Origin of the sequence: Bdellovibrio svalbardensis (assembly GCF_029531655.1) — a bacterium.
GTDB classification, from domain to species: domain Bacteria; phylum Bdellovibrionota; class Bdellovibrionia; order Bdellovibrionales; family Bdellovibrionaceae; genus Bdellovibrio; species Bdellovibrio svalbardensis.
In genome coordinates this window covers 549,267-570,307 of the sequence record NZ_JANRMI010000004.1, presented here as the reverse complement: position 1 = coordinate 570,307, position 21,041 = coordinate 549,267, and the positions used below count along the sequence as shown (strand labels likewise).

Here is a 21,041-nt window from a genome sequence, read left to right as displayed (position 1 = left end):
CACTTTAGTCTTTTCTGTCCCAAGCCGATACAATCTGTATGTTATTTCCAGATTTGTCGGCTCCAGAAGCAAGCCATAATAAAAATCAAAAGAATCCAAAAGCGATTGCCTTCGTGGCAGATCGCTTTTTGGCGTTGGTGTTGGATTTCTTAATCATTTCACCGATCGTCAGTTTGCTTCTTGCGGGCTTGATGAGGAAAACAAAGACTTACTTCCTGTTGGACTCGCAATCAGCGGAAGGTTTTGTTGCCGGGTTGTTGGTTTTTATTCTGGGAGCGGCATTAATCGTTCTAATTCAATCCGTCTTTATGTATTTCTGGCAGGCGACACCGGGTCAGTATTTCATGCAGATGCGGGTGATCTCTTATCCGCATGAAAAAGGTCGTGTGAGCTTTTCGCAGTGCCTGGTTCGTTCATTCTGTTTTAGTCTAAGTTTCGTTGCTTTAGCGATTCCATTTTTGGAAGTTCTGAGTCATCCGCTGCGCCGGGCTTTCCATGAACGTGCGTCGGATACAATGGTCATCACACTTAAAAAAGTAAGCGATGAGGGGCCTCTGGAGCTGGAGGAAAGATTTATTTCCTCATGGATGCGCATGAGCTTTCTGATCTTTGCGTTGTTTGCAGTGGTCGGAGCGCTTAAAACTTATCACTCCCTGCATGCTGGTGGTTACAAAACAGCTGTCACCGCGAGTGGGCAGTGTAAGGAAATTCAAGACGCTGATTTGCAAGGTACTTCGCGTTTGGATGCAGCCTTGGCTTTATTTATGCTCAATGAGATCTCAGATGAGTGTCTTCACAAAGAAGCTGAAGCTTCGTTGTGGGGGGATCCTGTGAACTCCCAGGAGATGGCTTATCTGGCGAAGTACCTGATCTCTGATAAAGAAGAGCAGGAAGAATATTTTAAAAAGATTTGTGCTGATGGCACGTCATCAGCCTGTCTGCTGGGAACTTATTTAAAGGAAAACGGCGAGAAGCAACTGCTGAAAGATGTGGATCAGAAATTATGGGTGACCCAAGTCCTTTTGATTGAGGATAAATATGAGTCACGGAATTTCATTGCCAGTTTGGAAGCCATTGAGAAGTTGCAAAAAGTGCCGGCACTGAGAGCGGCAATGGAAAAGAAATATGTTCGTTCAATTTGGGCCTTAAAAGAGGGCGCAAGTCGTAATTCAGGTCGCGTGCCTGCGAGTGTTCAATCTGACAGCAGAGCGGAAGCGAAATCTTGGATTGAAGAATTCAAAGAAAAATACGGGGTTCAATGATTCTGCCAAGCCCCGCCGACATTCGCGATTACAAACGCTTTCCGCTGACTCTGACGTTGGTGTTATTGAATGTCTTTATCTTTATACTTATTTTTAGCGGCCATCATTCGTCGCTGTCCTCAAGCAACTTACTGCAAGAGGATGGGCTGACGTTGTCGGGTCGACTGTATTATCAGTATCTCAAAGATGTTCCGGCAAAAACCCTTTATGAAAAACCTGAGTGGACTCATAACATGCGCCCAGAAAATACGGAGCAGATGGGTGTTCTTGGGGCATATGCTTTGCGTGACGCTGATTTCCTGAAGGTCGCAGAGACTTCCACTTATCGTGGTGACGATATAGCCATCGCGGCCTGGAAAAAAGATATCAGTACTTTTCGAAAACAATATCAAGAGCAGTTGCTATTTAGATTTGGTTTAAGCTCATTGGAAAAAGGTCCCTTCTCTTGGTTGACCTATCAGTTTTCTCATTCGAATTGGATTCATCTGCTCTCGAATTTGATGTTCTTAGTTGTGATTGGTGCTGCGGTGGAGTCTCTGGCGGGCAGTGGTGTACTGCTGTTGGTGTATTTGATTGGCGGTCTTGCTGGTGGTTTGGGTTTTTTGCTTTCGCAAGGAGCGGGGACCGTGCCTATGGTGGGAGCCAGTGCTTCCATTAGTGCGCTATTAGCTTTTTATTGCGTTGCCGAGATTCGCAATCGTGTTCGTTATTTCTATTTTGTGTCTCCGATGCCGGGCCATAATGGTTTCATTTATCTTCCAACTTTCATGATATTTCCTCTTTTTCTTCTCGTGGACCTGGCTAATCTTTGGTCAACTCCAGAAGGCCTTGGGAGTGGGGTTGCCTATGCCGCCCATCTCGGAGGAACTGTGTTCGGTTTGATTGGCGGTTATGCCTATCGCGTGGGCACCAAAGGTGTCCCTGTCTTAACTAAATACTAACACTGAAATTTCTACCCACCCATTGACAGAAAATGGGCCTTCGCGGACATTACAGCCAGCAACTCTGGCAAAGCTGGAGTGCAAGCTACCCAACAGCAGTAATGCCTCAAGGAGTGGAACCGAATGATGCTATCTAAGCTCATTAAGTCAGTGATTGTTTTAACGTCGTTGTTGTTCATTGGCGTCGCGCAAGCAGGCCAACAATCACGAGTCCTTCCATACTACGGGCAAGAGTTTTTCGCAGATCTCAAAGCGGGTGTGCGAGATGAAGCCTTGGCGCAAAGACTAAAAACTGTTCTACGCAAAATGCATCAGGTGCAAGCAAACAGCTTCGATAAAATCGTCGATCAATGTGCTACCGGTGAACGTTGTTATGCTCACCGCGCGATCGGTTACAACGGTGCACGTGTTTGGTTGATGGGTGGTTACTACTTAAAGCAAGAAGGCACCAACGGCTATGCCGTATGGGATGTTTACTGCAATGAGTACCGTGGTCAAAGTGACTTCAGAGGCAAAGGTCCCTCACCGGGCACTATTCCCAATAACACTGTCGTAAATATTGAGCACACCTGGCCACAAAGCCGATTCAATCGTGCCTTCAATAAAGAGGATCAGAAGTCAGATTTGCATCACTTGTTTCCAGCGGACTCGAAGTTGAATGCAATTCGTGGCAACAACTGGTTTGGCGAAGTTACACAAGACACAATGACTTTCGATAAATGCCCGAACTCAGGCTCTCGCTTCGGTATCGGTTCCGCAGGCAGTGAGGATATCTTTGAACCGCCGATGGAACATAAAGGTCATGTTGCTCGTGCATTACTTTACTTTGCAGTTCGATACGATTCAAAGATCGATGCCGAAGAAGAAGCAATCTTGAAGAAATGGAATCGCGAACATCCTGTTGATGAGGATGAAGCCAGAAGAAATAATGAGATCTTTAAAGCTCAGGGAAATCGCAACCCTTTCGTGGACTATCCCGAATTAGCCGACCTAATCTCTGACTTCTAGGCGGCAGTTGAAAAAGGCCCAGCTGACTGCGTTGTCGGGCCTTTCGCTTCACTCCGACGTGGCGCTGCCACGCCTGCGTTTCTCGAAAAATCCTCCGCCTTGCATCTGGACCTTTTTGAACTGCCTTGGTTCTCGGTTGTTTGGAGGGGAGGAGTTGGTCGCTTTCAGCATCCCATCTCCAAAATACCTTAGAGTTCAGAGAGTACTCTCTCGGAACTGCCGTTGGAGCCACTTCCTTCATTTATAAAATAAGCCGTTCGACAACGGAGTATGTTTAGCTGGTGTTGAGCGCGCTTGCTTGCGCTCTTATTCCTTTGAGGCGTGCGCGAACTGCCGGGATGACCTTGAGGTTTTCCAGGAAGTTTAAAGTAACATAATCTTTTGCGATGGAGTATTTGGTGCTTCGTTCTACTAGGGTGGTGAAGGGGCGGAAGTCCCAAAAGCGGGTTTTGTTGGCTTGATTGCGGTTTGCTCCGGTGACTTTGAGGGCAATGGCTCCAGTGAGGGCGCGGATGAAGGAAGCGTAAGCGAGTTTTCTTTTAAGTTTAATGACCAGATGTAGATGGTTGCCGCCATTGGCGTAGTGCTGAATCTGAATGCGGTGGCGAGCCGCAAATTCAAAACATAATTTTTCGATTCTTTTCCAGTTTTCTGAGCTTTGAAAACTGCGTTTTCCCGTGGTTTGAGAAGATCTTAAAACAAGGTGAATGGAGCGCTTAGTGCAAAGTGGGCGATGAGTTCGGTATCGCGCTTTGCGAAAAAGAATTCCGCCAAAGGCGCTGGCAGCCTTCAATCGCGGATCTTCCATGGCGATGTCTTTCGTTCGAAAACTCGCTTGATTCATGAACGATGGTATATTGAAGATGTTGAAGAAAGACAAGTAACTAATTGGAAAGATTTAAGAAACAATTAAATTTGAAGTGTTTGGATGAAGTGATGCTTGAGGTGTTAGTTTGTGTGATATTGGGTTGGTGATGGTGTTTTTTTGATTATCGATGTTGGGAGATGACTCCGAAGAAGATGGAGCGCCTGCGTGTAGCGAAGTCGTTAGCTATGATTTTTTAAAGAAAATCGCAAATAATGAAAAAAAATGAAATTACCCTATTGCAATATGTACATTGGCATGTTGAGATTGTCTTTACGGGAGGGGTGATACCAAGGAAGGTACTCGGGGAGCATGATGTTCTCACCTCTATTTTTGATTTAAATAAAAAAGGCCAGAAGCAATTCTGGCCTTTTTCCTTTTTAAAACCCTGTTGTTTTGTTCTTAGCGGGCTTTGCTGACATAAAGATGCAAAGTTCCATCACTGACGACCAAATCCAAACGATCGCCATTGGCACTTTCAAAAGGAACTTCAATCGGTCCGGCATCACTCAATCCAAGATCTTTTAGCGGGATGTGAGCCTGAATCTTCTTGTTATGGAATTGAACCAAGGCGGAGGGCAGCAGGCGAAGCTGGCATCGAGCTGTATCTAGATCCCGCACGCACTCCATTTTAAAGCTATTGTCTGAGCTTAATAGCTGAGCATCTTGCTTGGCGCCGACGTACTTCAGCCATTTTTGCAGGCGGCTTTGGATGCCTCCTTGAGTTATCTGGATAATTGTTTTCTCGGGACGGAAGAAGACTCCTAAAGAGTCATTAGCTGCCAGGGCTTGGGAAGTGATGAAAAGAATTAGAATTGAGAGGGATACCAGGGCTTTCATGTGTCTCCTTGAGAGCGCAGCGAAACTTACAGAAGATCGATCTTAAAGCCAAGGGGAAATAATAAAAAAGGCGCTCCTGAGAGCGCCTTTTAGTGTCTGTGAATTTTTGGTTTTAACTATTCTTCTAGTGGAGCAAAGCCGCGGCGGAGAGTGTTCTCAGTCACGCAGATTGGTTCCATGTACTGTTTCAAGTAGTCGATACCGCCGGTTTTTGAGCCGACGCCAGACATTTTGAAGCCACCGAATGGATGACGATCCACCATGGCGCCTGTGATGCCACGATTGACGTACAAGTTACCTACTTCGAACTCTTCCTTCACGCGAGCGATATTCGCTGGGCTGCGAGAGAAAAGACCGCCCGTAAGAGCGTATTCAGTGCTGTTGGCGATTTCCAAAGCATGATCCAAGTTTTTAGCGCGGATCACAGCCACAACAGGTCCGAAGATTTCCTGTTGGGCAAGTTTTGCGTCGCCAGGAACATTTCCAAATATCGTTGCTGGAGCATAGTAGCCGTTAGAAGGCACATTGGCTTTGAACAACAACTTATGGTTTTTCTCGCCTTCAGCGATAGTTCCCAAAATGCGCTCATAAGCTTCTTTGTCGACAACCGGGCCCATGTAGGCTTTTGGATTTTCCGCAGAACCAATTTCGATTGATTTTGCAGCTTCCACCAAGCGGTCAGTAAAGCGATCATAAACTTCATCAAGTACGATCACGCGGCTGGCTGCCGAGCATTTTTGACCGCTGAAGCCGAATGAAGAGTACAGAACTCCATCAACTGCTTCGTCCAGGTCGGCATCGTTATCGATAATGACAGCATTTTTACCGCCCATTTCGATAATGCATCTTTTTACATGAGTTTGCCCTGGCTGAACCAAAGACGCTTTGTTCAAGATGTGCAGACCAACGGCTTTAGAACCTGTAAAGGCAATAGTCGTGGTGAATTTGTGATTCACAATATACTCACCAACTTCTTCGCCGTAACCAGGAAGGAAGTTGATAACACCAGCAGGGAAGCCTGCTTCAACGATCATTTTCATCAAGCCCCAGGCAACTACAGAAGATTGCTCGGCAGGTTTCATGACCACTGTGTTGCCAGTCACCGCTGCCGCCGTCACCATTCCGGCAAGAATCGCCAGAGGGAAGTTCCAAGGAGCAATAACAGCTGTTACACCGCGAGATTTGTAAATGTACTGAGACAGCTCACCAGGAAGGGCCCCTTGACGAAGAGGTGATGCCAACTCGCGCATATGACGAGCGTAGTAACGACAGAAGTCGATCGCCTCGCCAATATCGCCATCAGCTTCCGCCCATGGTTTGCCCACTTCAAGAACTTGCGTCGCAATTAATTTAAATTTATCGCGAGTCATGATGTCGGCAAGCTTATCAACCATGTCGGCGCGTTTTGCCGCTGGAACTGTTTTCCAAGTCTTGAATGCTGTTTGAGCCGCTTGCATAGCTTGTTCCGCGTGGTCAACAGATCCCATGTTGATTTTGCCAACCACTTGATCTGCATGAGACGGATTCACGCGTTCAAAGATATTTGAAGTGGAGATTTCTTTGCCGTTGATATGCAATGGAACGTTTACCGGCATAGACGCTTTGAAATCACTCAAAGCTTTTAGCATTTTTTCGCGGTCTGCTTTGACGGCGAAATCCAAAAGCGGTTCGTTGTAGAAGCGTCCTGGTTTTTTAGGGATCACTGGGGAAGTCGGAGTCAAACCTTGAGCAGGATCTTTCAAAAGCTCTGCTACAGATTTGTTGTCGGCGAATTTTCCACGCAACCAGGATTCATTCGAAGTGTTTTCAAGCAAACGACGTACAAGGTAAGCCATGCCTGGAATCAACTCGCCCACGGGAGCGTACTCGCGCATACGATAGCCCATATCGACCAAGGTTTTTTTGATGGGTTCGGCCATTCCGTAAAGCATTTGGAATTCCAAAGCTTCTTTCGGGATGTTGAGTTTTTCTGCGTAAACCATACACGCTGCCAAAGTTCTGACATTGTGAGAAGCGAAAGCCGGGCGGATGTGCTTGATGTTTTCAAGCAAGTACTTCGCGCACATTTCGTAGTTCGCATCTGATTCCGCTTTTTTTGTATAAACTGGAACCGGCCAGCCACGTTGTTCTGCCTCGATGGTCTCGTAATCCCAGTAAGCACCTTTCACCAGGCGTACCCAGAATGGTGTGCCACGTTTTTGCGCGAACTCTGTCAAGGCTTTGACGTCTTCGAAAGAATCACGAAGGTAAGCCTGGATCACGATACCGAAGAATTTATAATTTTTAAATTCAGGTTCATTGATCAATTCAGTGAAGACTTCCAATGTCAGATGTTTGACAGAGTACTGCTCCATATCCAGATTGATGAAGACACCTTTTTCCATCCCCAAACGGAAAAGGGGACGCATGCGATCTTTCAGAATCTTTTTAGATTCATCCCAAGCCATGTCTTTGATTTGTGAGTAAAGCGCCGTCATTTTAACTGACGCATTTACTTTCGGAAGGGCACCCTCATGATCGCGATCGATCTGAGGAACTTCATCCCATTTCTCGGCATCTTTCGCGAGCCAAGTAACAAGCTCTACGTACTTGTTGGTGTATTCTTGCGCTTCTTTTTCAGACAAGATCGCTTCGCCCAGAATGTCCACGGTGAAAGTCATTTTGTTTTTGCGCGCCTTTTTCAAGACCGGAAGAGCTTCATCCGGGTTTTCACCTGTGATGAACATCTTCGCCATGCCGACGACATTTTTTTTGATCGCGCTGGCCATCAAGCCCGGAGCCAAAGAGCCCAAGCCTAAGCCGACGTTGAATACTGGTGGCAATGCGCCGCCGTCTTCAGAAAAATATTCTTTCAAGTGACGAGAAACTTCATCACCAGAGTTGATTGAAGGAAGTACGTCCACAAAGCGGAACATATTGGTTTTAAATTTATCATTTTTCATACTCCATTCCATGATGGAGCCGTACCAGAAGTCTTTTGAGAAGATGGAAGCCTTGGATTGGCTTTCCATGCGTTTCATAATCTCTTCACCACGCGTAACAATCTGCGACTGAATATCGTTATTCATAAGGGGTTCCTTCGCTGTAAATTCGAAGGAATATTCACTCTAGTGGACGCGAATTTCAAGCTATAACTGTCTACACTCCTGCGTTGCAGGAGTAGCTGGTCTACACTCCTGCAGCGCAGGAGTAGCTATTTGACGAGCCATTTGTGAGTGATTTTGCCCACAATTTCGGCCTCGGCGACATCTCCTGCTTTTAAAGGGCCTACGCCGGCGGGAGTGCCTGTCAGGAGCAGATCTCCGGGCATTACCGGGAAATGCTGACGCACGAAGTCTATGAGCGCTTCCAGAGTGAAGATCATCTGGTTGGTGTTGCCTTTTTGGCGAATGTCTCCGTTGACCTTCAAAATAATGTCTAAGGCTTTTAGTTCTTCCAAATCATTCACCGTGAAAAAACCGGAAAGAGGGCAGGCCTCTTTGAAACTTTTTGCCAGGGTCCATGGTTGACCTTTGGCTTTGAGTTGAGCTTGTTTCGCACGCTCCGTAAGATCCAAAGCAACACAGGCTTCATCAATTTGCAGATTGTCATCGAACTGCAGGGCGAGTTCAACTTCGTGATGAATGTCCGTGCCCCAAGTTGGAAGGTGAATTTCTTTTGCAGCCAGTGTAGCGCAGCTGCCAGCTTTCAAAAATACCAAGGGTTCCGTCGGAACTTCGTTGCCAAGTTCTTTTGCATGTTCCGCATAATTGCGACCGACAGCCCAGATATTTTGAATCATAGATTAATCCTTTTTAGCTCGATAAATTTAAAAAATCCGTCTTCAGAAACCTCAAAGCCCATGTGTTGACAGGGACTCCAGTGCGCATATTCGTAGTCCGAAGAAAAATCGGTATCGCTCGGAATCACCGCCAAAGCTTCCACAACCCAGTCATAATGCGAACACATAAACACCACATCTTGAGTCAGGGTGCTTGCGCCGGTGAGTAAATTTTTAACACGCTTGCGGAAGTCGACAATTGTTTCGTCGCTGGTTTGCTCTTGCAAAGCTTCCTGCTCTTGCAGAGGGAGTTTTAATTGCTCGGCGAGGGGGCGAAAGGTGCTGTGAGTGCGCTTTCGCGGGGAGACCCAAAGCTGAGTCGGAGTAGGAAGTTCATTTTTTAGGACTTTTTCCATGAGCTTCACGGCTTGGCTGTGTCCCTCGAGGGTTAGATCGGGATCTCCGGAAAAATCGACGGCCTTTTGGGCGTGGCGAAAGATATAAATCTTCATGACTTCACTCGTGACATTTAAGAGGGGCTTTGTTAATTTCGGCCTTATTTTCCACGTAAATCGGGAGTTTGTCATGACCAATCACGACATTAATCGCGTCCATCGTTTTGTTTCTAAAGATCTAACTTTGCGTATTGCTTCTGTGGATGCGACTGAAGTTGTGCGCCATATGCAAGACCTGCAGAACATGGCGCCGTTGCCGACGGTGGCTGTGGGACGCAGCATGGTTGGTGCCTTACTGATGGCTGCCAATCTGAAAGATGGACAACAAGTGGGCTTGCTCTTCAAAGGCAGTGGTCATTTGCAAAGTGTTTATGCTGAAGCCTCTTACAATGGTCATGTGCGAGGTTACACTCCGAACCCGCAATGGCATCCTGAAAATTACGACAAAGGTTTGAGCTTGAGAGAAGCCATGGGGATCGGTCTTTTGACCGTGGCCAGACATCAGCCGTTCCAAAAGCAACCTTTCCACGGAACTGTTGAAATGATCAGTGGTGAGATCGGTGAAGACATTGCTCACTACTTGCATCAGTCGCATCAAATTCGTTCCGTTGTTTCTTTGGGTGTTTATCTTGATCAAAATGGCAAAGTTGAAAAAGCGGGCGGCATTTTGATTGAAGTGATGCCTGGGGTGGAAGAAGCCATTGTTGAATTGATTCAAAAAAATTACGAAGACAAACGTCCGAATATTACGAAGATGCTTGCTGCGGGTGCAACTCCTGAAGACTTGATCAAGCCATTCATGGAAGGAATTCCATTCGAAGAGCTTGAACACGCTCAGGGTCTTGAATACTTCTGCCCTTGCACTAAAGATCGTGTCGTGCGTGCTTTGGAAGTCATGGGTGAGGCGGAGCTTCAAGACATGATTGAAAAAGATGAACCTGTCCACGTCACTTGCCAAGTCTGCGGTCGTCCTTACGACTTGAGCATCGCTGAAGTGAAAGAAATCAAAGATCACCTTCACAAAGAGTCAATGCATTAAGGTGCACGAAAGAATGCTAGAGAGGCTTGTCTCATTTTGAGACGTCGAGCCGGTTCTGGCCAATGTCAAAAGGCTCTACGGTTATAATCACCAGGTTTCATTCCAGCTTGGAGTGGAACTTGCTCTTAAAGTGGTTATGAAACCACTTCTTCAAAACCTCTTAAAACGCAGTTCATGGCCTTGGTTGGCGGTGTTCTGTGTTGTTTTGGTTGCTATTGCCGGTTTGAGCTTTAGCTATGAGGTTTATCGTGCGCGCTCTGCGGTGACCCAGTACTTCTCGATCTGGGAAGAGGATATCGCGCAGTCCTTGTTGGTGAAAAAAGACAGCACTTTGTTGGATAAAATTCTTGGGCAGCTTCGCGATGTTCACAGTGCGGTGGCATCAGTCCAGGTTAAAAACAGCCTTGTTGGTGCACCAGGAGCTGCCAAAGTTGAAGGTTTGTGTGCCTTCTCAAACACCGTACCCATCACGTTGTTTTCATTGCCCGCGGGGACCGTGAATGTCTGCTATAGCTCGGCAGAGCTGGCTTGGAAATCCATGACGTCGCCGATCTTTATGCTGGGACTTTTCCTTGGATTGATTTTCTTATTTTTTGGTTCTCGTCGCGAACTGCTCAATCGCTTGCGTGCGCAAGAGCTGCAGGCCGAACTTTCGTTGAATAAAGAGATCTCAACCATGTCTCGCCAGGTGGCGCACGATATTCGCGGACCTTTGACGGCGCTGACAACGCTCAGTCGATTGTCTCACGAGATGACCGAAGAGAAAAAAGAACTTCTGACCTTGGCAGTTTCTAGAATTCGTGGGATTGCCGATGACTTGCTAGTGAAGGGGAGAGACCCGGCAGGTCTTTCTGCTTCTTCTGAAAATGTTGATCTTAAGACGAATGAAGTTCAGTCCATGGTATCAGAGATTTCTGAGGTGACTGGCAGACTTCTAAAAGAATATCGCTTTTCTCATTCGAAAATTGAATTTGCGTGGCACAAGCATGTGAAAGCGGACAAGGTGATGATTGCATTGCCGGAAGTGAAGTTGCAAAGAATACTGGCTAATATTTTAAATAACGCCATCGAAGCGTCTTTGGAGAAAGATGCGCAGATCAATGTTTCATTGCTGGACCGGGAAGACTGTTGGCTTTTGCAGATTATGGACAATGGCTGTGGGATTCCCGAAGAAGTTCTTCCGCGTTTGATGGCAGAAGGTATGACTTTTGGAAAAGATCATGGCCATGGTTTAGGTCTTTTTGACGCTCGCAAAACATTGCAAAGTATCGGTGGTGATTTGCAAATCCGTTCACGTGTTGCGGTCGGAACTCAAGTTCTATTGATTTTCCCAAAGGCGGGAAAATCTGTCGCTAAATCTTCTTAAAATAAAATTAATTTGAACCCTTGCTGCGTAAAGCTCTTTCAACGGCTTCTTCGTAAATATCTTTTTTGCGGACCTTGGGCTGTGTGCTTGTCGGAAGGTCTTTCTTACGCGCGGTGCCTGATTCCAGAGGGAAAGCTTTGAAGAGGTCTTGTTGTTTATCTACAGCAGAAAGTTCAAAGGAAAATTCTGAGTCTTTGCAGAGCGCCTTCATCGTGACTGGAGCGCTAAGGCCTTTCGCCGTGGTGATTTGGATTTCACTGACGTTGAAAGTGGTGATTTTCGTTTTTACATCCGCCTCGTTGGAATTTTCAATATTTTGAATGGCGCAGGGGAAGGTGATGATAAGTGGGTTTTTCGCGATAATTTTTAAATGGCTGTTGAAGGGGGCCGCATCTGTTGTTGGCGCGAGGATCTCCATATGCTTGACCACCAGGCCCCAGGGGTTTTCAAGCGTGCGTTCCGTCGTACTCAGTTCCATTTGAATTGTGATATTCAGATCGCTGGTCTTATTTTGGCCTTCAATAAGCTGCTGGGTAATAAGTGCTTCGAAGGAGTTAGGTCCTTTCGAAGAAAGAGATATTAATTGAGCTTTCTGAATAAGGTTTTTCTGCTGAATCTTCTCACGCAGGCGGCGCACTTCCTCGAGACGTCTGTCGCGCAGTTCTGGAGCCATCAAAAAACTTAAAGAAGCTTGAGTCTGCCAAAAGTTATTTGAGTCATAGTTGAAATAACGTTCCAAGTATTGGCGAAGAAAGGTGATCTTCTCCATCTCGCCCAATTGGAAATTTTCTGGTGATGAGGGGGAATTCAGCCCCGTGGTTACTGCGACGACGCGGGGGTTGTTTTTCAACTGCACATAAAGAAAAGTGCTGGTGGCCGCCCAGAGGATCGCAAGGGATAGAAGAATCTCAAGCAGCTTTTTTTTCATGAGCTACTTTTTCTCCAAAGGGACTATTTCAAGCATTTGATCCTGGTGATACTTGCGATAAGGTCCGTCATCAACCCATTCATCTCGTTTATAGAGATTCATTTTAACGTTATCTTTTTTGTAGATTCGTTTGCTTTCTTTTTCACTAAACGGACGCAATAAAACACTGGGTGTGCCTTCAAAGAGTCCGAGCTCTGACTTCAGTTTGTCATTTTCAAGCTTCATGACTTTAAGATCGTTTTCATCATTCCAGTAGTAGTTGGCGGCAATCGCAGTCACCACTCCGACAATCCCAGCCCAATACATCGCATGCAACTCTTTGCGTTCGTTTTCAGGAGCCGTCGCTGCGCCGATGACTCCACCGACACCAATGCCGACGGCTGTGGCGGCCAGGCGACTTTTTTGATTGGTGGCGCATGCAGAGATGAAAAGGCAAAGAGACAAAAGCAAAGCTGAGATTTTCATATAGACAATGCTAAGTTTATTTTAAGACAGAAGCAACAGCTGGGGCTTCTTGTATTTTTGCTGCGAGCCTTGATACCTGACAGACCCGAAATCAAAACTTTTGCGATGAAAAGCTCTGAAGCAAGAATTCGTTTATCGCGCGCGAAGGTGGTTGGAGCTTTTAGCTCTCCACCGGCAAGGAAGGATATGGGATGGGGTAGTGGGCGCAAAGAATTCCACGATTGTGGCCACGATGTGTGGGTGCCCGATGCAGTCTCATTTTGAGACTTGCCTATCTCCTAAAGCAATCGCTGGACCAACGGGTTTAGAGTCTTTTTGCACCACACTTTGCGGCGAGGGGGTGTACTCATGTTTGACACCAAAAACTGAGGTCATATCAACGGTTTAGGGGGCTCGGGCAGGCCTGTCTGTGCAGTAGACACGCGAGCAGGCTAAAATCAGAAAACCTCTCGAGCTTTGGCTCTTTGGTGAATCATCAATAATTCTATGAACTTAGAGATGTCAGGCGTTCAAGCCACATTGGTCTTCTTCTTGTAATGGAAGAGGTCAGGAGGACACTCTGATGTGGAAGTGGACTGGGGCAGCTTTGCTCCTATCAGTAGCTTTATTTGTACAAGCCTGCGCGCCTAAAGCGGCAGAGACAGACTGTGGCTTCGTGCAAAACTCCTATGGAGAGAGAGTCTCTTGGAAAAACGAAGGGATCATCGACCTCTATATTCATGACTCATTCCCGAATGAATACATTCCCGCTTTGCAGTCAGCAGCTCTTACTTGGGAGCGCAGTGCGGGTCGCAGACTCTTCAATATCATTACAGAAAAAGTGGGCGGGGAAATTGCCCCTCATAAAGACGGAAAAAACGTTATCTATTTCATGAATACCTGGGAAGCGAACCGTTCTACAGAGCAAGCCAGAACCAGTATCTATTGGAATGGCGATCAGATCGCAGAGGCAGATATCCGCGTTAACGCCTTGAATTTTGGTTTCTATTGGAAAGATTCGGGCGGATTCAATCCTAATGTAAATATCGAAGCTTTGCTTCTTCATGAACTAGGACATGTGTTGGGTCTTAAGCATAAGGACTCTGGGGGATCGGTCATGGCGACTTATCTGCCAAGTGGTGCAAATAGAATACAGCTGGCGTCGACAGACGTTAGCGATTTGAAGTGCGAATACTGAAGCAGAGTAGGGCCGCGTTGTAAAAACTCTATGTAAGTTTATTTAAGTTGTGGGAATGAAGTGAACCTCAATAGACTTTTAAGTCTGTCGCCGGAAAGTGGCCAGGGAGTATGTGATGAGAGTGATCAATATGAATAAAACAGTCGAAGCAACAACAGTAGAAACTGCAACTTCAGTTGAATCTTTCTTGGGAGCACTTTCTGAATCTCTCGAGCCCATGACTCACAAGAGCTATCATGAAATGGCCGATGTGCCTGTTGTTGAAGTCGATGCTTTGGCGCAGTTGCATGCAAACCTTGCTATGCTTGAAGATCTTCAAGGTCGTCTTTCATTTGTAATGAAAGAAGTGCGCTATCTCATGAAAGTGTAATGTTCTAAGGCCTTTCGGGGCTTATATTTACTAGACCATAAACATATGTTAGATGACATGTAAGTATTTTTCGCATTCTATTTAAGATAACAGATCTTGAATATTCGGAATGGGGAAGTAATGAAATGTTCTAACGCTTGTATCTTGAGCCAGGGGCTTCAGCCCTATATTCAGGATCAGTTTAAACAGTGGGGACTGACGAAAACGGAGGGCGAAATCGGCCTTCTCCTTCTCAAAGGTCTAAGTCTTCGCGAAATCTCCACGATCCGTGGTACTTCAGAAACAACAGTCCGCCAACAAGCCCTTGTGCTTTATAAGAAATCATCGGTGGAAGGACGCCATCAGTTTGCGGCGCTGTTCTTGGAGGATCTTCTATCTCCTTGCCAATATTTCCAAACAACCCAGAAAGTTCCTGGGACTTAAAAGAAAAAAGCTCCAACATTGTTGGAGCTTTTTTTATTTCGCTCGACCGAGTTGAGGTCTGAGCTTCCTTCTAGGCTTTGCGGCTGAATCCAAGATTATTTAAAATAGGGATGCGATAGATGACATAGTCGCCGTCGCGTTCGCGAGTCATGCCTTCTGCGATGATGGGCTTATCGAAAGCAAAGTCCTCTCGGAAGGTTTGATAACTGCTGGAAGACATGCTTTTCGCGCCATCTTCAATCTTATCTTTGAAAGCCCGTTGTCCTGAGACTGTTGCTTTGTCTTTTTGAATGCTGACTTTTACGGCGTCTTTTTCGTGTTCAGGTACGAAAGCTCTGAGCACGTAAAAGCCACCATTTTCTTGCAGGTCGCTACCACGGTTTTCGATGCGATAGAAAGGATCAGCTTGTTTGTTGGTGTACTTTTCTGAAGCCTTAAGGAAGTCTTTGTGAGTGCTTGCAAGTTCTTTGACGTAACGTTCACTTTGTACGTCCAGGGCTTCGCGATTGGCTTCTTCATTTTTTTGATAAGTCGATTGGAAATGCTTGTTTTGAGTGTGAATCTGCTTCTCGTAAGCATCTTTGTTGTCAGTAATACGAGTTGAATACTGCTTGTTCAGATTCTCTTCTTTGGAAGCCCATTGCTTTTGATTTTTTTCATAGCGAGAGGCTGCATCTTTATCGACGCGTTCTATTTTTTGCTCTTGCTTCTCTTGCTCTGAGGCGATTTTTACGTCGCCTTTTTGGCGAAGCTCGCCGTATTCTTTTTCGTTGCGGGTGCGCAGTTTTTCCTGCGCAGAACGACCACGTTGAACTTCATTGCTTAAAGCCATGTTATTCTGTTCGCGTTGTTTTTCCAGGCGCTTATCGCTGAATTCATTGATTTGCGCGACATCACGAGTGTAACGTTGCTTGGCTTCGGTGACGTCTTTGTTGGACTTCTCGCGAACAGCAGTGATGTCTTTCTCGGCGTTCTGCTTTGTGGCTTGGATCTTTTCGCGAGTGTTTTCTTGAGTTTCAGAAATTTGCTCTTGGCGTTTCTCGCGAGTTTCTGAGAGCTTTTGATCGAAGTTTTTTTGCATCGCAGCCGTGCGAGAGTTGTAGGTCTCATTCAATTTTTGGCGCTCAGCCAGGGCGTTGTCGAGACTTTCCTGCTGATTCTTGCGAAGATGGTTAATAGCTGCTTCATTCTCTTCGCGCACACCATCTTTCTTTTCGGAATAATATTCTTTCAGATCGGCGATCTGATTTTCATTATCCTTTGAGATTTCCTTCTTCTTACGATTGTACTCGTTTTGAAGCTCACTCAAATCAGACTGTTGTGCTTTACGCGTAGAATTGTCGATAGATGACATACTGGTAGTGTATCAAAGTGATACAACTACCTTAAGATTACTGGCTTACGTCTGTGGAATTCTGGTCTTTTGGTCCGAAAGCCCGTCAGCCGCTGGTTGGCGGGGATTCGGGCAGTGCGCCTTGAAGTCGTCAGTACGACCACGGCAGCGCCAAGTAGCAATATAAGTAACATCTTCATCAGCATCGACCTGATAGAAATAGCGATACTGAATATGATCCAAGGTACTTTCAACTAGACGAGAGGCTGGGGGAACAGCAGGATCTGCAGACCTTTTCGTAATCTGCAACAAAAACACCCGATACTCTGCCTGCGCAGCCACCGGAAGAACGAAAAAAAAGAAAGCCGACAAAAGAAATCGATATTTCACAATCTCTCCTATCGGCTTTGCGGTGGGAAAACTCAATCTCACCCTCAGATTACCACTGCCTCTTTTTTCCGCGATAAAATTCACCTCGTCGATCAATTTAAGACTCCATCACTTCGACACAATTCCCAACATCACCGGAACTGAACTCCTTCAACCCAAAATCTTTCGGAAACTGCCAAGCTCTTAGACACCTTTCCTCTTGGCGGGGTGGGGAGGCGGCTTCGCACGCGGTTCAAGTTTTGCGTTGTTTGTAGAGTGTCGCTTCGTCGGGCACGCCTTCCAGGCTCGGTCGCCGCCGAGCTGCGCTCGGTTCGCGGCATCGTGCCGCCGGCTAAGGCCCGACTACGGACACTCTACAAACAACGCAAAACTTGAATCGACAAATCCACATCCCCTCGCACTTAGAGGGCGCGTTGATGACCGATGCGAAGCTCCTCGCAGGATGTTTGATTGGTGAATTATCTGGAGCTGCGCTCAACGATTGAACACGCCAACAGCTTCAATCATTAGGAATAGGGCGTGGTAGGCGGATGATTTAACATTTTGATTGGAAAAAGCAGTTTGGCCTTTTGCGATTGGAAGAGTGAAAGTCGCGTGCTGGCGAAGTAGAGAGAAAAATTCGGAGCGAAGTCCCAAGCATCACCGAAATTTGCGGCTTAGGATGATTTTCCGGGCATCCGTAGTCGGGCCTTAGCCGGCGCCACGATGGCGCGAACCGGGCAAAGCCCGGCGGCGATCGAGCATGGATGCGTGCCCGACGAAGCGATGACCGGAAAAGCAGCCTAAGCCGCAAATCCCCGGTCGAAGCTAGTGACTATGCTCGTGATTAGCCCGAACGGTATTCTCAACGATGTGGAAGTAAGCACGAACGAGAATCTGGTAAGACTCGTTGTCCAAGGCCTGAAGGTAAGCCATTTTTTCGAAATAGGTTTTTTTCGCAATGAGCTCTGTCATTACGTCTTGGACCTTTTTCATTTTGTCGAAGCTGTAGAAGTCCTTGTCGTCTTTGACGTCTTTGAGAACGTCTGCGATCGACTTGTTATCAAAGAGAACGTGAACGCCCATTGCTGAGTGTGAAAGCAGAGCTTCCATTCGTTCTAGACTAGTTTCTTCTATGTTAGCGTTAGCCAAGACCGCCTCCTTGCGACGCTATTAGATGTCCCTATAAGAAGATGGTGTGGGTTAAATCCCACTGTTGCAAGAGGAAAAGAACGGACTATGACGGGGCTTGTCGTGTTGATTGTTTTTCTAGTTGTTGTGAGTCAGGAATGTCTCGATAATTGAAGCTTGTTCGATGATGATGAAGTGAAGTTATTTGATCATCGTGGGATGTAAGCAAACAGAGGACGCTCAAAAATATGGCAAAGACGAAGGCAAAAGCAGTAACAAAGGGAAAAGCCCCTGTTAAAACGACAGTGAAAGCCACTGGTAAAGTCCCTGGTAAAGTCACCGTAAAAGCCCCGGCGAAAAAGAAGGCGGCTTCTGTGGTGGACAAAGAGTTCATTCTTGTTGATGAAGCTGCCGGTCTTATTTTTGAAAACGAGCAAGATCTTCAAGGCTATTTTGCACCCGCTATTCAAAAATTAGAGGCTGAGTACCAAGCTCTTCGATCTGAAGATGATTTCACTGACGAAGAACAAATCGAACGCGAACATTTTCTTGACGCTTGTTTGGACGATCCTGATGAAGTTTGGATGGACGATAAGACCGTCGAAGACTATCCGATTTTTATTTACATTAAAGAGATCGAAGAAGGGGACATCGCTTTCAAGTATGTCGCCATTGCGTACGTATCGTCTGAAGAGGAATATCCAACCTTCGTGTTCATCCATTTCCCGACAAAAGACAGCCGTGTTTGGCAGAACTATCAACGCGGCGAAATGGCTTTTGACAGGGATTATGAAGAAGCTTCTGTAGGCGGAGTTGAAGGGGACGCACTTCTTGAAGGCGATCCTTTGGCCATCGGACTTTATCAGGCGATGATTAAAGTGCGCAGTGATAAGGACATTCCTCAAGACAAATTCCAGGATTTTGCAGCTTTGCGCGAAGAAACCATTGAGTCGGCAGACGAAATTTGGCGTAAGAATGATCTGGATGGAAATGTTCTTGTCTGTTTCATCAAGGAATTCCCTGATCACGAAGTCAAAGATTTGACTTATATTGCGGTCACTCAAGAGGACGAGGATTCCAATGTTCATTCATTGTTGTTCTCATTCCCGACGACAGACAGTGCATTGGCAGATCGTTATCGCCAGGGTGAAAACCTTCAGGCCGATGAAGTCAGTCAAGAATCTTCGCACTAATGATATTGCAATCGATCTGCTAAATGATTTGGCCTTACATTTTTATTTCTTATTTCAGTCTTTTCGTCTTTGGCCTGTGTGACAATGTCCGCGGGCCTTTGTTTCCAGAAATTCTAAAAGCATTTGCTATCAGCGACTCCATGGGATCGTGGATGTATGCCTTAAGCTCGATCTCTGGATTTATTTCCAGCTATCTGGCGCGGCATTTGTTGCGTCGGTATGACCGTCGCTTTGTTCTTCAGGGCGGAGCCATTGCTTTGATTATTTCAATGCTCGGCATGGCGGCCTCGCTGAATTTTTGGTTTTTCTTGGTCTTTAGCTTTTTCTTCGGCTTGAGTTTGGGGATCGTGGGTCTTATTCCCAACGTTCTTGTTCCCTTGGGATCCAGTTCAGAAAAGAAGCAACAACTTTTGGCCGGCTTGCATGCAATGTATGGAGTTGCCAGTTTGCTATCGCCCTTACTGGCGGCGGGAATTGAGTGGCTGACGGGCAGTTGGCGTTGGACCTTTGTGGTCGCGACGATTGCACCACTGGGTTTGCTTTTTTATTCTTTTCACTCCAGTCATAAGGATCTTCATAAGAAATCCGAACACTCTCGCGAACATCACCATAGAAATCGCAAAATGAATTTGAAGCCACAGTTGTTTTTGGCCTTGATGGTCAGTTTCTGTGTGGCGGCTGAGATCATGATTTCCTCACGCTTGGCTTTGTATATGCGCAGGGCTTGGAATTACGACATGGAGCAGTCAAGTCTCTACGTAACTTATTTCTTTGTCTGCATGCTTATCGGAAGAACGATGTTTGCAATTGTGCGGTTTCCAACCAGCATTCGTAATCAACTGTCTATCTCAGCGGCTTCGTCGGCGGTGATGATTCTTTTGGGTATTAACGTGCATCCTCTTTTTTTGGCGGGTGTGGGCTTTACCGTGGCTCCGTTTTATCCTATGTCGATTTCGTGGATCTCTTCAAAGTTTCCCCATGATTTGGATGCGGCCGTGTCTTATATGATGACGACGGATTCGGTGATGTTGGTGGTGATGCACTTGTTAGTTGGAAAAATTACTGATAGCGCCGGAATTTCCAATGCGCTTTATCTCGGTCCGTTGTTTTTGTTATTGTCGTTCCTTCTTACAAATACCTTTGAATACTTTTTTGAAAGAAAGCCTTCGGCTGAATAATCTGGTCCTTAAAACGAAAAACGTCTTCCTCAGGGTGGGGGAAGACGTTCTTTGTATCTTTAAAGTTTATTCTTAAATTAGAAGCAGAATGATTGCGCCATTGATTGGTATTGGGCCGTTGTCCAACCTTGGCTGGTCATTGATTTGAAAGGGTGCAGGCTTTGAAGAGCGCTGTTGCGAGCAGAACCATCAGCTTCCGTAGCGTAAGCAGCAGGGTTTGCAGAGTACGGTGGAAGTAAGATGTCCATTTGAGAAGCCACTGCAGTTGAAGAACTTGTGTAGCTTGCCACTTTCAACACATCGTAAGCACCTTGAGCATCGTTAAGGTATACGAGGATGTTAACGCGGTTAAAGAAAGTTTGTGCATCGGTGATGCCGATGCTTTGTGCTGTTGTTGATACATCAGACCATTTCAAAGATGTTGTCCAAGTTGAAAGAAGGTACTGACCTGTTGTTGGATCTTGGATTACGAAGTTCAATTTTGCCGGATCCAGGTAAGTAGAACCTGTTGGATTTCCCAACCATTTGAAAAATGAAATTGAACTGGTGTTGGATGAAAAGCCAGATGGAAGAGTTGCCATCTTTACCCAAACATAGCTCATGTCCAAAGCACCCGCAGCGTTTGTGTAAGATTTAAGTTTTACACCAATGCCAGAACCAGAACCTTGGTTGCATGAAGCAACGGCTTTATTTGCAGCATCTGTTCCTGATGTTGTATTGGAACGACTTGAAAGATCATTCGTTCCGCTAGCTTGTTGGTTAGAACCACAAGCTGTCATCATCGCTGCCAAACTTAGAATCAAAACTGTTTTTAGAAGATTTGCATTTGTCATAAAGCCCCCTGATGCCAATCTATAAAGCAAGGGTGGTGCCATATTTCACTCTGAGGCAGTTGAAAATATTCCGTGATATTGACAACTTAGAGTGCTTGAAAATCC

At 46.1% G+C, this 21,041-nt stretch carries 21 protein-coding genes; 10 read left to right on the top strand and 11 right to left on the bottom strand.

Annotation, left to right across the window (positions count from 1 at the left end; translation table 11 throughout):
- Positions 1-38: 38 nt before the first annotated feature.
- The 3 genes from NWE73_RS15575 (at position 39) to NWE73_RS15565 (ending at position 3,211) form a co-directional block, all read left to right on the top strand.
- Positions 39-1,262: an RDD family protein gene (locus NWE73_RS15575; protein WP_277579273.1), complete on the top strand. Its 1,224-nt coding sequence runs from the start codon at positions 39-41 to the stop codon at positions 1,260-1,262.
- Positions 1,259-2,203, top strand: a complete 945-nt coding sequence (locus NWE73_RS15570) for a rhomboid family intramembrane serine protease (RefSeq protein ID WP_277579272.1) — start codon at positions 1,259-1,261, stop codon at positions 2,201-2,203. The genes NWE73_RS15575 and NWE73_RS15570 overlap by 4 nt, the downstream gene beginning before the upstream one ends.
- 123 nt (positions 2,204-2,326) lie before the next feature.
- Entirely contained in the window at positions 2,327-3,211 is an 885-nt protein-coding gene (locus NWE73_RS15565) for an endonuclease I family protein (RefSeq protein ID WP_277579271.1), read from the top strand.
- Positions 3,212-3,485: 274 nt separating this feature from the next.
- On the opposite strand, the gene NWE73_RS15560 is transcribed toward NWE73_RS15565, so the two are convergent.
- The 5 genes from NWE73_RS15560 to NWE73_RS15540 all read right to left on the bottom strand — a co-directional run bounded on the left by NWE73_RS15560 (position 3,486) and on the right by NWE73_RS15540 (position 9,188).
- Positions 3,486-4,055 (bottom strand): transposase, encoded by a 570-nt coding sequence (locus NWE73_RS15560; RefSeq protein ID WP_277579270.1) that lies wholly within the window; start codon positions 4,053-4,055, stop codon positions 3,486-3,488.
- Positions 4,056-4,478: 423 nt separating this feature from the next.
- Positions 4,479-4,916, bottom strand: coding sequence for a hypothetical protein (locus NWE73_RS15555; protein ID WP_277579269.1), 438 nt, complete (start codon positions 4,914-4,916; stop codon positions 4,479-4,481).
- A gap of 116 nt (positions 4,917-5,032) precedes the next feature.
- On the bottom strand, positions 5,033-7,984 hold the full coding sequence (locus NWE73_RS15550) for a proline dehydrogenase family protein (RefSeq protein ID WP_277579268.1): 2,952 nt from the start codon (positions 7,982-7,984) through the stop codon (positions 5,033-5,035).
- A 125-nt stretch (positions 7,985-8,109) separates the two neighbouring features.
- A complete protein-coding gene (locus NWE73_RS15545) occupies positions 8,110-8,697 on the bottom strand; it encodes a fumarylacetoacetate hydrolase family protein (RefSeq protein ID WP_277579267.1) in 588 nt (195 codons plus the stop codon).
- Positions 8,694-9,188: a SixA phosphatase family protein gene (locus NWE73_RS15540; RefSeq protein WP_277579266.1), complete on the bottom strand. Its 495-nt coding sequence runs from the start codon at positions 9,186-9,188 to the stop codon at positions 8,694-8,696. The genes NWE73_RS15545 and NWE73_RS15540 overlap by 4 nt, the downstream gene beginning before the upstream one ends.
- A gap of 73 nt (positions 9,189-9,261) precedes the next feature.
- Between NWE73_RS15540 and NWE73_RS15535 the strand changes: the two genes are divergently transcribed.
- Positions 9,262-10,170, top strand: a complete 909-nt coding sequence (locus tag NWE73_RS15535) for an Hsp33 family molecular chaperone HslO (RefSeq protein ID WP_277579265.1) — start codon at positions 9,262-9,264, stop codon at positions 10,168-10,170.
- A 136-nt stretch (positions 10,171-10,306) separates the two neighbouring features.
- Entirely contained in the window at positions 10,307-11,536 is a 1,230-nt protein-coding gene (locus tag NWE73_RS15530; RefSeq protein WP_277579264.1) for a sensor histidine kinase, read from the top strand.
- 7 nt (positions 11,537-11,543) lie between these two features.
- Here the strand turns inward: NWE73_RS15530 and NWE73_RS15525 are convergent, their stop codons facing one another.
- Together NWE73_RS15525 and NWE73_RS15520 are read right to left on the bottom strand one after the other, a co-directional pair.
- Positions 11,544-12,464, bottom strand: coding sequence for a hypothetical protein (locus NWE73_RS15525; protein ID WP_277579263.1), 921 nt, complete (start codon positions 12,462-12,464; stop codon positions 11,544-11,546).
- Positions 12,465-12,467: 3 nt separating this feature from the next.
- Entirely contained in the window at positions 12,468-12,929 is a 462-nt protein-coding gene (locus NWE73_RS15520) for a hypothetical protein (RefSeq protein ID WP_277579262.1), read from the bottom strand.
- A 562-nt stretch (positions 12,930-13,491) separates the two neighbouring features.
- Between NWE73_RS15520 and NWE73_RS15515 the strand changes: the two genes are divergently transcribed.
- The 3 genes from NWE73_RS15515 to NWE73_RS15505 all read left to right on the top strand — a co-directional run bounded on the left by NWE73_RS15515 (position 13,492) and on the right by NWE73_RS15505 (position 14,899).
- Entirely contained in the window at positions 13,492-14,106 is a 615-nt protein-coding gene (locus NWE73_RS15515; protein ID WP_277579261.1) for a matrixin family metalloprotease, read from the top strand.
- A gap of 115 nt (positions 14,107-14,221) precedes the next feature.
- A complete protein-coding gene (locus NWE73_RS15510; RefSeq protein ID WP_277579260.1) occupies positions 14,222-14,476 on the top strand; it encodes a hypothetical protein in 255 nt (84 codons plus the stop codon).
- Between the two features lie 120 nt (positions 14,477-14,596).
- On the top strand, positions 14,597-14,899 hold the full coding sequence (locus NWE73_RS15505) for a helix-turn-helix transcriptional regulator (RefSeq protein WP_277579259.1): 303 nt from the start codon (positions 14,597-14,599) through the stop codon (positions 14,897-14,899).
- A gap of 70 nt (positions 14,900-14,969) precedes the next feature.
- Here the strand turns inward: NWE73_RS15505 and NWE73_RS15500 are convergent, their stop codons facing one another.
- The 3 genes from NWE73_RS15500 to NWE73_RS15490 all read right to left on the bottom strand — a co-directional run bounded on the left by NWE73_RS15500 (position 14,970) and on the right by NWE73_RS15490 (position 17,753).
- The gene (locus NWE73_RS15500; RefSeq protein ID WP_277579258.1) at positions 14,970-16,253 is read right to left on the bottom strand and encodes a hypothetical protein; all 1,284 of its coding nucleotides are present in this window, start codon (positions 16,251-16,253) and stop codon (positions 14,970-14,972) included.
- Between the two features lie 45 nt (positions 16,254-16,298).
- On the bottom strand, positions 16,299-16,622 hold the full coding sequence (locus NWE73_RS15495; protein ID WP_277579257.1) for a hypothetical protein: 324 nt from the start codon (positions 16,620-16,622) through the stop codon (positions 16,299-16,301).
- Between the two features lie 807 nt (positions 16,623-17,429).
- Complete coding sequence (locus NWE73_RS15490; RefSeq protein WP_277579256.1) at positions 17,430-17,753, bottom strand: hypothetical protein; 324 nt, start codon at positions 17,751-17,753, stop codon at positions 17,430-17,432.
- Positions 17,754-17,980: 227 nt separating this feature from the next.
- Between NWE73_RS15490 and NWE73_RS15485 the strand changes: the two genes are divergently transcribed.
- Together NWE73_RS15485 and NWE73_RS15480 are read left to right on the top strand one after the other, a co-directional pair.
- Positions 17,981-18,925 (top strand): PBECR2 nuclease fold domain-containing protein, encoded by a 945-nt coding sequence (locus tag NWE73_RS15485; RefSeq protein WP_277579255.1) that lies wholly within the window; start codon positions 17,981-17,983, stop codon positions 18,923-18,925.
- A gap of 23 nt (positions 18,926-18,948) precedes the next feature.
- Positions 18,949-20,103 (top strand): MFS transporter, encoded by a 1,155-nt coding sequence (locus NWE73_RS15480; protein ID WP_277579254.1) that lies wholly within the window; start codon positions 18,949-18,951, stop codon positions 20,101-20,103.
- 77 nt (positions 20,104-20,180) lie between these two features.
- Here NWE73_RS15480 and NWE73_RS15475 read toward each other — a convergent pair whose 3' ends face one another.
- Positions 20,181-20,936 (bottom strand): hypothetical protein, encoded by a 756-nt coding sequence (locus NWE73_RS15475; protein WP_277579253.1) that lies wholly within the window; start codon positions 20,934-20,936, stop codon positions 20,181-20,183.
- Positions 20,937-21,041 lie beyond the last annotated feature (105 nt).